The 11,973-nt window shown below is 43.3% G+C and carries 7 protein-coding genes; 3 read left to right on the plus strand and 4 right to left on the minus strand.

Features of this window, described 5'->3' with window-relative positions:
* Positions 1 to 5: 5 nt before the first annotated feature.
* Positions 6 to 1,688 (minus strand): alpha-amylase, encoded by a 1,683-nt coding sequence (locus tag HXT55_RS05270; protein WP_421792802.1) that lies wholly within the window; start codon positions 1,686 to 1,688, stop codon positions 6 to 8.
* 90 nt (positions 1,689 to 1,778) lie between these two features.
* Positions 1,779 to 3,341, minus strand: a complete 1,563-nt coding sequence (gene guaA / locus HXT55_RS05275; RefSeq protein ID WP_004112523.1) for a glutamine-hydrolyzing GMP synthase — start codon at positions 3,339 to 3,341, stop codon at positions 1,779 to 1,781.
* Positions 3,342 to 3,756: 415 nt separating this feature from the next.
* On the opposite strand from guaA, the gene HXT55_RS05280 reads away from it, so the two are divergent.
* The 3 genes from HXT55_RS05280 (at position 3,757) to HXT55_RS05290 (ending at position 9,532) form a co-directional block, all read left to right on the plus strand.
* The gene (locus HXT55_RS05280) at positions 3,757 to 6,234 is read left to right on the plus strand and encodes a phosphoketolase (protein ID WP_004112522.1); all 2,478 of its coding nucleotides are present in this window, start codon (positions 3,757 to 3,759) and stop codon (positions 6,232 to 6,234) included.
* Between the two features lie 270 nt (positions 6,235 to 6,504).
* Positions 6,505 to 8,163 (plus strand): phosphate acetyltransferase, encoded by a 1,659-nt coding sequence (gene pta / locus HXT55_RS05285; RefSeq protein WP_285085248.1) that lies wholly within the window; start codon positions 6,505 to 6,507, stop codon positions 8,161 to 8,163.
* A gap of 139 nt (positions 8,164 to 8,302) precedes the next feature.
* Positions 8,303 to 9,532, plus strand: coding sequence for an acetate/propionate family kinase (locus HXT55_RS05290; protein ID WP_004112520.1), 1,230 nt, complete (start codon positions 8,303 to 8,305; stop codon positions 9,530 to 9,532).
* 112 nt (positions 9,533 to 9,644) lie between these two features.
* On the opposite strand, the gene aroA is transcribed toward HXT55_RS05290, so the two are convergent.
* Positions 9,645 to 11,015, minus strand: a complete 1,371-nt coding sequence (aroA, locus tag HXT55_RS05295; protein WP_174191109.1) for a 3-phosphoshikimate 1-carboxyvinyltransferase — start codon at positions 11,013 to 11,015, stop codon at positions 9,645 to 9,647.
* Positions 11,016 to 11,077: 62 nt separating this feature from the next.
* Positions 11,078 to 11,971 carry an energy-coupling factor transporter transmembrane component T family protein gene (locus HXT55_RS05300; protein ID WP_004112518.1) on the minus strand — a complete coding sequence of 298 codons (894 nt, stop codon included), beginning with the start codon at positions 11,969 to 11,971 and terminating at the stop codon, positions 11,078 to 11,080.
* Between the last annotated feature and the right edge of the window lie 2 nt (positions 11,972 to 11,973).

Below are 11,973 nucleotides of genomic sequence, written 5' to 3' on the forward strand. Positions count from 1 at the left end.
ATAAATCACTTACCTTTAGTCTCACCTGTTTTAACACCATCACTATTGCCTTTGGCAAGCTTCTTCGATTTTTCAACAAATCTTCTAGTAACAACAAACGTACAAATTGACGCAACAAACACGCAAATAAATATTGTAACGTTTCTAGCTCTAGCATTTCCAAGACTTTTTACAGCATTAACATGAAGAGCAACAGCAGATTCCGCATCAACAGTGGTCTTTACTTTTCCGCCACTAACGCTCACAGTTTTAGTGCAATCTTTAGACTCATAAACATTGCAATATTCACCATCTGGCAAGTCAGTCTTATAACTCACTTTTTGCGGCTTTTCCGTATTGTTAATCGCAAGAAAACCCTTGTTTCCTCGGCTAAATGCAACGTTATTATCGTCATCATCTTGCCAATTAGTAACCTTAGTGCCCCTAACAGCGTTGTAGAACCCAATCATTCCGCGAATCGAAGTTAGCCTTTGCGTGCATTGCCACTTAGAATCCTTTGCACAACTCACATCAGGAATCGAAGTTTGCGTAGCTCCAGGTGCTCCCTCATCTCGTTTTGTAAACTCATAACCAGAAAACACATTTGGAGTTCCATATGGATACGCCAACATAAACGCGTTTGCAAGCTCGTATTTTTTACCATCTTTATACGTCAAAACTCTGCTTGCATTATCTCGCTCAGTATCCCAATTTGTAACGAAAATCGCAGCTTTTTTGCTTGGAATTAACTTATCTGTGATATGTTTAAGATTCTCAATAGACCCATAAAAATAGTTTCTAAGCCTATAAGAGTACTCAAATTCATTCACTTCACCAGTTTGCAAATATTGGTCTGGCTGAATTCTAGGGTCTTGCTCAGAAAACCCTATTGTTTCTTGCATCCACCAAATCTTATCTGGCGTTGTTCCAGCAGCATCCGCAGCCGCAGCTTTTATAGCCTTTACATCTTGCGGAGACATGTGTTTTGCAGCATAAACTCTAAACCCAGCCACTCCAAGCTTTAACATATGCGCAAAGTACTCTCCCAAAGTTTTTTGCACATGAGGATTAGAAGTGTCTAAATCCAACAGTCCAACAAGTCGATGCGTCCAAACGATTTCTGCTTTTCGATACGTGTTGATATTTTCTGTTGACTTATGAAAATCGTCTTTTGTATATCCAGCATCTGGGAACGATTGATTTGCAGCATCATACTTGCTTCCACCAACGCCAACAGTGTCTTTGTTTGCAAAACCAGTTGTGTGGTTTATTACCGCATCTGCAATAATTCCAACACCCGAAGCTTTGCACGTTGTAATCATCTTTTTAAACTCGTCTTCTGTGCCAAGTTTTGAATTTAGCTTATAGCTTACAGGTTGATAGCTTGTCCACCATTGGTCACCTTTAATATGATCTTGCGGAGGTGATACTTGTACATATTTTACGCCTTCTGGGCCGTACGTTTTTTTGCATTCCTTAGCTATACTTCTCCAATTTTGTTGGAACGCTGTTACGATTACACCTTTTTGTGTAGTTTTTTGAGATGATTTTGCACCCTCATCTGCAATCGCTGGGCTGCTTGCGACTACTGCTCCCGCCAAAATTGTAGCGACGCAAGATGTTATAGCCGCAACTCTTGCCAACACAAACTTTAACTTTACAAGCGCCTTTTTATTGAAGCTCGTAAATACTTCTATGCCGTGGATCATCATTGTTCCTTCCTGCAAGAATTGCGGCTTTGCTTTGTTCTTACTTTATTCTTTTTAGAGCTAGATTCTACCTCACTATATTGGAACCATCTATTCCCACTCAATCGTGGCAGGCGGCTTAGATGTAACGTCTAACACAACGCGATTAATCTGGCGACATTCGTTTGTGATTCGAGTAGAAATCTTTGCTAATACATCGTAAGGAACTCGCGACCAATCAGCAGTCATAGCATCCTCAGAACTTACTGGTCGAAGCACAATTGGAGATCCATATGTGCGCTCGTCTCCTTGAACTCCAACAGAGTGAACATCTGCCAAAAGAACAACTGGGCATTGCCAAATATCGCGATCTAATCCAGCTGCCGAAAGCTCTTCGCGCGCAATCGCATCTGCTTCTCTAAGAACAGCTAAACGCTCGCGAGTAATCTCGCCAACAATGCGAATTCCCAATCCTGGGCCTGGGAACGGCTGGCGCCACACAATAGCATCTGGAAGCCCAAGCTCCGTACCAATTGCGCGAACTTCATCCTTAAACAAAGTGCGTAAAGGTTCAATAAGCTTAAACTTTAAGTCCTTTGGCAAGCCGCCAACATTGTGATGCGACTTAATATTTGCAGCACCGTCTCCGCCACCAGATTCCACAACATCTGGGTAAAGTGTGCCTTGTACAAGGAACTTAACTTCTGCTCCAGATTTTCCAGCTTCTTCAATAACTTGGCGCTGTGCTTTTTCAAATGTGCGAATAAACTTTTCGCCAATAATCTTGCGCTTGCGCTCTGGCTCGCTCACGCCTTTAAGCGCATCTAAAAAGTCATCTTCTGCATCCACTGCAATAAGCTTGATTCCAGTAGCCTCAACAAAATCGTGCTTAACTTGCTCAACTTCGCCTTTACGGAGAAGGCCATGGTCTACAAAAACGCAAGTGAGCTGATCTCCGATTGCTTTATGCACTAGGGCTGCTGCAACGGCGGAATCGACTCCTCCAGAAAGTCCGCAAATAACTTGTGCATCTCCAACTTCAGCGCGAATCTTTGCAACCTGATCTTCTATAATATTCGAAGGATTCCAATCATTTTCCAATCCTGCACACTCGTGCAAAAATGTGGAAATCAGCTTTTGACCTAAAGGCGTATGCTTGACTTCTGGATGCCATTGCACTCCGTAAAGCTTGCGACTTTTGTCTTGCATAGCTGCAACTGGAGCGCCTTGAGTGTGAGCAAGCACCTCAAATCCTTCTGGCGCGCTCTTAACTGCCACTCCGTGACTCATCCAAGTATTTTGATCTAATGGAGAATTAGCAAGCAATCCTTCTGCTTCATCAATGGTTGCATGCGTTTTTCCATACTCACCCAATGCAGCTTTGTCTACAACTCCGCCAAGCTCATGAGCCATAACTTGGAATCCGTAGCAAATTCCGAGCACTGGAACTCCTGCTTCAAAAATCTTTGTGTCAATTTTTGGCGCTCCTGGTTCATAAACAGAAGCAGGCCCGCCAGAGAGAATTATGGCTTTTGGATCTTTTGCCAGCATTTCTTCTACTGGCATAGAGTGTGGAACAAGCTCCGAATAAACGTTTGCTTCCCTCACTCTTCTAGCGATTAGCTGGGCATATTGGGCACCGAAGTCAACTACAAGTACCGGACCTTTTGCCATGATTCTCCTTATTTACACGCTTCTTATATATTCCTTATTTATCACTTTATTTTTTGCAAATGTTTTAAAGGCGATATTTAAGGCTGATTCAATTTATACTAATGGCGCTTTGCGACGTTGCAGCGCTTCGAAACGCCGTGACTTATCTAGTTTTAAAACCAATCAAGCTTTATATAACAATAAAGTGAACATAAAACATAACATAAATGATAATTTTAAGAAGATTTTTGCGAACACTTTAACACATTTTTTCAACAAAATCGCACGTAGTGAGTAATCAAACGCACAAAAGTCAAAAGCTGTTACTATACTGAGAATGATGGAAAAAGAGGCTAATACATTCGTTTTTCAGCCTCTATAACCAAATGGTAATGATTAAAATTGCACTGAAAAGTGCTTGAGTACAGGAGTACACATGACGAGTCCTGTTATTGGCACCCCTTGGAAGAAGCTAAATGCTCCAGTTTCTGAGGCGGCCATCGAAGGCGTAGACAAGTATTGGCGCGTAGCAAACTATCTCGCAATCGGTCAGATTTATCTTCGCAGCAACCCTCTAATGAAGGAGCCATTTACTCGCGAAGATGTTAAGCATCGTCTGGTAGGTCACTGGGGCACTACTCCAGGCCTTAACTTCCTTATTGGACACATCAACCGTTTTATCGCTGATCACCAGCAGAATACTGTAATCATCATGGGTCCAGGCCACGGCGGCCCAGCTGGTACTGCTCAGTCCTACCTCGACGGCACATACACTGAATATTATCCAAAGATCACTAAGGACGAAGCTGGCTTACAGAAGTTCTTCCGTCAGTTCTCTTACCCAGGCGGTATTCCTTCTCACTTCGCTCCTGAAACCCCAGGTTCCATCCACGAAGGTGGTGAGCTTGGTTATGCACTTTCTCACGCTTACGGCGCTGTTATGAACAACCCAAGCTTGTTCGTTCCAGCAATCGTCGGCGATGGCGAAGCTGAAACTGGTCCTTTGGCCACTGGTTGGCAGTCCAACAAGCTTGTGAACCCACGTACCGACGGTATCGTGCTTCCAATCTTGCACTTGAACGGTTATAAGATTGCTAACCCAACTATTCTTTCCCGTATTTCTGACGAAGAGCTTCATGAGTTCTTCCACGGCATGGGTTACGAACCATACGAGTTCGTTGCTGGCTTCGACGATGAGGATCATCTTTCCATCCACCGTCGCTTCGCTGATATGTTCGAAACCATCTTCGATGAGATTTGCGATATTAAGGCTGAAGCTCAGACTAACGATGTAACTCGTCCTTACTATCCAATGATTATCTTCCGCACTCCAAAGGGTTGGACCTGCCCGAAGTTCATCGATGGCAAGAAGACCGAAGGTTCTTGGCGTGCCCACCAGGTGCCACTGGCATCTGCTCGCGATACCGAAGCTCACTTCGAGGTTTTGAAGAACTGGATGAAGTCCTACAAGCCTGAAGAACTCTTCGATGAAAAGGGTGCTGTTAAGGAAGACGTTCTTTCCTTCATGCCAAAGGGCGAACTCCGTATTGGTGAAAATCCAAACGCTAACGGCGGCCGTATTCGTGAAGATTTGAAGCTTCCAAAGCTTGAGGATTACGAAGTTAAGGAAGTTAAGGAATTCGGTCACGGCTGGGGTCAGCTCGAAGCTACCCGTCGTCTTGGTGTTTACACTCGTGACATCATTAAGAACAACCCAGATTCCTTCCGTATCTTCGGACCAGATGAGACTGCTTCCAACCGTTTGCAGGCTGCTTACGAGGTAACCAACAAGCAGTGGGATGCTGGCTACCTTTCTGGCTTAGTCGATGAGCACATGGCTGTTACCGGACAGGTCACCGAGCAGCTTTCCGAGCATCAGATGGAAGGCTTCCTCGAGGGCTACTTGCTCACTGGTCGTCACGGCATCTGGAGCTCTTATGAGTCCTTCGTACACGTCATCGATTCCATGTTGAACCAGCACGCAAAGTGGCTTGAAGCTACCGTTCGTGAGATTCCATGGCGTAAGCCAATCTCCTCTGTGAACTTGTTGGTATCCTCTCACGTGTGGCGTCAGGATCACAACGGCTTCTCGCATCAGGATCCAGGCGTAACTTCCGTGCTCTTGAACAAGACCTTCAACAACGATCACGTAATCGGCATCTACTTCCCAGTAGATTCCAACATGTTGCTTGCTGTTGCTGAAAAGGCTTACAAGTCCACCAACATGATTAACGCCATCTTCGCTGGTAAGCAGCCAGCTGCTACTTGGTTGACTCTCGACGAAGCTCGCGAAGAGCTCGAGAAGGGTGCTGCTGAGTGGAAGTGGGCTTCCAACGCTAAGAACAATGACGAAGTTCAGGTTGTTCTCGCTGGTGTTGGTGATGTTCCACAGCAGGAATTGATGGCAGCTGCCGACAAGTTGAACAAGCTTGGCGTTAAGTTCAAGGTTGTTAACGTTGTTGACTTGCTCAAGTTGCAGTCCGCTAAGGAAAACAACGAAGCTTTGACTGACGAAGAGTTCACTGATCTCTTCACTGCTGACAAGCCAGTCCTCTTCGCTTATCACTCCTACGCACATGACGTTCGCGGCTTGATTTACGATCGTCCAAACCACGACAACTTCAACGTTCATGGCTACAAGGAGCAGGGCTCCACCACCACGCCATACGATATGGTTCGCGTTAACGACATGGATCGTTACGAGCTTACTGCTGAAGCATTGCGCATGGTTGACGCCGCTAAGTATGCCGACGAAATCAAGAAGCTCGAGGACTTCCGCCTCGAAGCCTTCCAGTATGCAGTCGACAAGGGTCTTGATCACCCAGACTACACCGATTGGGTATGGCCAGGCGTTAAGACCGACAAGCCAGGCGCTGTCACCGCTACCGCTGCAACCGCTGGCGATAACGAGTAGTTTTAAGCTATCAATGCTAAAATTGCTTAGCTGATTTTTAGGGAGTCAATCGAAAGGTTGGCTCCCTAAAAAATTAATAAAAAATACGCAAAAAATTAAAAAATCAGCTTGTTGTCCCGCAAATAGCTCTAAAATAACTAGAGGATTCTTCGTTTGATATGCAAATTTTTCAACGTTGAAATACGAAGAATAGCAAAAACGAAAATGCGAAACAAAATAAAAATGCAACGCAAAATAAAATAAACGCAGACGCATCAAAGGAGAAAAGTCGTGTCGTTAGTTAACGTAACTATTATCAGCGCAGATTGCGCACAAAGTCGCAATGTCGTAGCACTAGGAGTTACAAAAGCTCTTTCAAGTCATTATCCAACAACTGTTTTTAGGCCATCCGCAAAACATGATGACGCGTTTACAAGCGAATTAATAGCATCAAGCAACACAAAAGCTACTCTAGAACAAGTAATCGCAGCATGCCCATGCGCAGTTCGTAAAAACAAAGACACACTAAGAGGAGATATTGTAGCTCACTTCAACGAGCTGATTAGCGTAACGAACGCTCAAGGATGCGTTATTGTAGCAAGCGATTCCACTTCTGTATTTGATCCAGATTTATTCCGATTTGATGCAAGTGTGGCAGCTGACTTAGCTTCTCCTGTGTTCCTAAGCATTTGCGCAGAAGGCAGAGATAGCAAGCAAATCTTGCAAACAATCGAAGCACAATGCGCAAGCGTTAGCAAAGAATACACAAAAGTATTCGGCATTTTTGTAACTGATTGCAAAGAAGACTTAGCAAAAGAACTAAAAGAAGACTATGCTCAAAGCAATAATGGCGCTCCACTTTGGACTTTGCCTTCTATAAGCGAATCAGAATCAGATAAATTCAACGATTATGTTGCAGATGGAGAAATCATTAGCGCTTTGCAGCAGCCATTTGCCGCTCCTACTACCCCATATGCCTTCCAATACAGCTTGCTTGGAAAAGCTAAAGCAAATAAGAAAACAATAGTACTTCCAGAAGGCGAAGAAGATCGCATTCTAAAAGCAGCTGATTACTTGCTAGAGAGAGACATTGTAAACCTCATTATTGTTGGAGAACGCGAATCTATTCTTGCAAGAGCACAAGAGCTTGGATTAAAGTCTCTTAACAAAGCAAGCTTCCAATCTATGAGCGACGAAGAAATTCTTGGCAAAATGATTAGCAAGCTTTGCGAATTGCGTGCAAAGAAAGGCATGACAGAAGATCAAGCTAGAGAGCAGCTTAAAGACGCAAGCTACTTTGGCACAATGCTAGTGGTACTTGGATTAGCAGACGGACTTGTTTCTGGCTCTGTTAACTCAACGGCAAATACCGTTCGCCCTGCTCTTCAAGTTATTAAAACTAAGCCTGGATCTAAGCTTGTTTCTGGCGCATTCATTATGTGCTTTAAAGATCATGTAGCAGTATTTGCTGATTGCGCTATTAATCTGAACCCAGACGCTGAACAATTGGCTGACATTGCTCTTCAATCTGCACAAACCGCTAAAGCTTTCGGATTAGATCCTAAAGTTGGAATGCTATCTTATTCAACGCTCGGATCTGGAAAAGGCCCAGACGTTGATTTAGTTGAGGAAGCTACAATGCTTGTAAAAGAAAAAGACCCAGATTTGAAAGTTGTTGGATCTATTCAATTTGACGCTGCATGGTCTGAAACTGTTGCTGCGTCCAAAGCTAAAGGAAATGATGTAGCAGGTCACGTAAATGTGTTTGTGTTCCCAGATTTATGCGCTGGAAACATTGGATATAAAGCTGTTCAGCGTTCTAGCGGCGCTTTAGCTGTTGGACCAATCCTACAAGGATTAAACAAGCCTGTTAACGATTTGTCTAGAGGAGCGTTGGTTCAAGATATTATTAACACTGTTGCTCTTACAGCATTGGAAGCACAATTCTAATAATAAATAACAAATTTAATAAATAGGTAAGTTCCTGCAGAGATTCTGACTAATAAAACCTACTCATTGTAGGAACTTACCTGTACACTTAAACGTGGCAATTTACTAGCCTTATCAACACTTTATGGAGGATTCCCTCATGGCAAAAACCGTTCTTGTTATCAATTCTGGTTCTAGTTCGATTAAATACCAGCTCGTCGATTTGGAAAGCGGCGAAGGTATTGCATCTGGTATTGTAGAAAAAATTGGCGAGCCAGTTGACGGACACTACAAGCACGTATTCAATGGCGAAAAGCATGAGTTTGACGAGCCAGTGCATGATCACGAGCAAGGCTTAAAGCGCGTACTCGGCTTCTTCGAGGAATATGGTCCAAATCTTTCCAAGTCTGGAATCGTAGCTGTTGGACACCGCGTTGTTCAGGGTGGCTTAACATTCCCTAAGCCTGCATTAGTAAACAAAAAGACCATTAATAAGGTGAAGGATTTGGCTGTTTTGGCTCCACTTCACAACGGTCCTGAGGCTGTTGGCGCTGAAGTCATGACTGAACTTTTGCCAGATGTTCCACAGATTATGGTGTTCGATTCTTCGTTCTTCCACGATTTGCCACAGGTTGCTGCAACTTACGCATTAAACAAAGATATTGCAAACCAGTACCACATTCGTCGCTATGGCGCTCACGGCACTTCCCACGAATACATTGGCTCTGTAGTTCCAAGCGTTGTTGGAAAGCCTGCAGAAGGCTTAAAGCAAATTGTTTTGCACATTGGCAATGGCGCTTCTGCTTCCGCTCAGATTTCTGGCAAGCCAGTTGAAACTTCTATGGGCTTGACGCCTCTCGAAGGTTTAATGATGGGCGGCCGCACTGGAGATATTGACCCAGCCGTAGTGTTCCACCTTATTCGCAACGCTCACATGAACGTAGACGAGCTTGATACGCTCTTCAACAAGCGTTCTGGCATGATGGGTATGACTGGCCACGGCGATTTGCGAGACATTCACAATCTAATTGCAGAAGGCGACGAAGACGCTAAGCTTGCTCTCGGCGTGTACGTTCACCGCATTGTTGGCTATATTGGCAACTACACTGCTCAAATGGGCGGCGTGGACGTAATCACATTCACCGCTGGCGTTGGCGAAAACGACGAGATTGTTCGCGCTCTTGTGTGCGAAAAGCTTGCTCCATTCGGCGTTAAGCTCGATAAAGAGAAGAACTTGGTTCGTTCTAAGGAGCCACGCATTATTTCCACTCCAGATAGCTCTGTAATTATTGCTGTAATCCCAACTAACGAAGAGTTGGCAATCGCTCGAAAGTCTGCACAAATTGCAGAAGATGGAGTCGATTCTTACGGCAACAAGTTTGAACGCTAAATCGTAGTATAAAACAACGTAACGTAAAAACGTAACACATAAATAATCCCGGGTTAAAAAAACTCGGGATTATTTGTTATTTAAGCATATTATTTAAGCTCACTATTTAGGCTCACTCTTTAAGCATGTTATTCCACATTGTTGGAAAATCAGGAAGCGTTTTGCGCGTAGTGGCAATATTTTTTACGCTTATATTAGATATACGAAGCCCTAACATTGCCGCAAAAGTTGCCATGCGATGATCCGCATAAGTCTCCATCACTTCCCCATGCATATTTTTGCTAGGAATAATACGAATTCCATCATCTAGCTCTTCTGCGCCTATTCCAACGCGATTTAGTTCCGTAACTATTGCACTCAAGCGGTTTGTTTCGTGGCCTCTTAGATGCGCAATACCGCGTAACTCGCTTACACTGTCTGCAAACGCAAGAATCGCAGCAATACTTGGCGCAACCTCGCCAGCAGCAGCCAAATCAAGCGACTTAATAGCACGAATTTTTCCGCTACCAGTTACGCACAATGTTGAAGAATCTGATCTAGAATGCTCAAAAACAATTTTTGCGCCCATTTGCTCAAGAATCCCAGGCAACAACCCCCCAGGCTGAGTTGTTTTAAGCGGCCAATTAGGGATTTTAACGCATCCGCCAGCAATCAACGCTGCTCCAATAAAAGGCGCCGCGTTAGAAAGATCTGGCTCTACAACAACTTCATGCGGCAAAGTCAAATCATGCTCTTTAACACGCCATACTCCACTTTCTGGCATATCTACCACTCCGCCAGCTTTGCGCACATCTTCCATTGTCATTTGAATATGCGGCATACTAGGCAATTTGCTTCCAATATGCTCGATTTGTAGCCCTCCTGGAACACGAGATGCAATTAGCAGAAGTGCAGATATAAATTGAGACGATGACGAAGAGTCGATACGAATAACGCGATTATTGCAAGAATTTTGCGCGTCATTTATACCATATGATTCAAGATTTTTAGGCGGAATAACGCTAAATGGTAAGAATCCGACTTTTCCGTGATATACGATTTTTGCGCCCAATTGTTCCAATCCATCTAGAACAGGCTTCATTGGACGAGCATATGCTTGCTCATCTCCATCAAATTTCACACAATTATTTGCAAACAGCGCTAAAGCCGTTACAAAACGCATAACCGTTCCAGCTAAGCCGCAATTAACAACCGCACAATCATCTACACTAAAAACGCCATTTTTGGGCGGAATAACGCAAATTGTTGTACCATCGCAGCTTAGCGAATCGCATTTAACTCCAAATACGCTTAGCGCGTTAATCATAAGTTCCGTATCTCTTGACCGCAACAATCCCTTTAGAACAACTGGTTTTTTACCAAGAGCTGCTAAAATCAAATAACGATTAGACAATGATTTGCTTCCAGGAATATTCACTGTTGCATTCAAAGGCATATTGCACGATGGAGCTTGCCAAACATCATCATGATTATAAGGATTCATTATTTCGCTCATATTATGAATACTATCTATAAATATGTACGCATTGTAATTTTCACAATGCTTTACATATGAATAAACGCATTATGCCAATATCCTGTTTGTATTGAAGCATATAAAGCAATAGCAGGAACAGCAATGCAAATTACATAAAATATCCAATCGTATGCTGTTAACTTCGATTTTCGTGCTGGAACACGTTTAATACTACTTCCAAAAGCCCTAGCTTCCATAGCTGTAGCAAGTTTCGTACCTCTGCGAATAGATAACACGAGCAAACCAAAAGATTGCGAAAGCATGCGCTGTAACGCTTTACCATCCGATATACCACGAGACCTGCGAGCTAAACCAAAAGCACGCCAATCATTTTGCAATAGACTAAACATTCTCAATCCAGCTAATGCTCCGTACACAAATCGTGGAGAAAAATGCAAAATCTGCACTAAGCCGTCTGCTAAATCAGTTGGATCTAATCCAATGGCTAATATAACGCCTGGAACTGCTACAGATGCAACACGAACAAACGTACAAATTGCCAAATACAATGATCCTTGGCTTATATGCATCCAGCCAAACTTAAATATATCATCTCCAGAACTTTGGCCATATAAAAGCACAGATATAAAGCTACCAGAAGCAGCAATCCAAACTGGCCAAGTATGGCGTAAAACATACCAAGGAGTTACTCCAGCAATTGCAAATAACAGTATATCTAAACCAAATGCAATAGAAGCAGAAACAATATCTAATGTAACGAACATAGGCAAGCAAAGTAATAACGCTCCAATAAAACGACTTATTGGATTAAGCTTACGAATAAACCAAGAAGGCGAAACTAGTCGTTCACTTTCTAAACGTTTAGAAGACGCTGTTACATCAATATGCGAAACTTTTAATAAACTTTCAAAGTCTTTAACTTTAATACTAGACGATTCTTCTGCACTACTAGTTTTATTCACTT

It is taken from the genome of Gardnerella sp. KA00718 (assembly GCF_049244285.1).
GTDB classification, from domain to species: Bacteria; Actinomycetota; Actinomycetes; order Actinomycetales; family Bifidobacteriaceae; genus Bifidobacterium; species Bifidobacterium vaginale.

Coding starts and splice junctions, on each gene's coding strand:
- HXT55_RS05290 (WP_004112520.1), top strand. CDS start 8,303: ATGGCAAAAACCGTTCTTGTTATCAATTCTGGTTCTAGTTCGATTAAA.
- HXT55_RS05280 (WP_004112522.1), top strand. CDS start 3,757: ATGACGAGTCCTGTTATTGGCACCCCTTGGAAGAAGCTAAATGCTCCA.
- guaA (WP_004112523.1), bottom strand. CDS start 3,341: ATGGCAAAAGGTCCGGTACTTGTAGTTGACTTCGGTGCCCAATATGCC.
- HXT55_RS05270 (WP_421792802.1), bottom strand. CDS start 1,688: ATGATCCACGGCATAGAAGTATTTACGAGCTTCAATAAAAAGGCGCTT.
- aroA (WP_174191109.1), bottom strand. CDS start 11,015: ATGAATCCTTATAATCATGATGATGTTTGGCAAGCTCCATCGTGCAAT.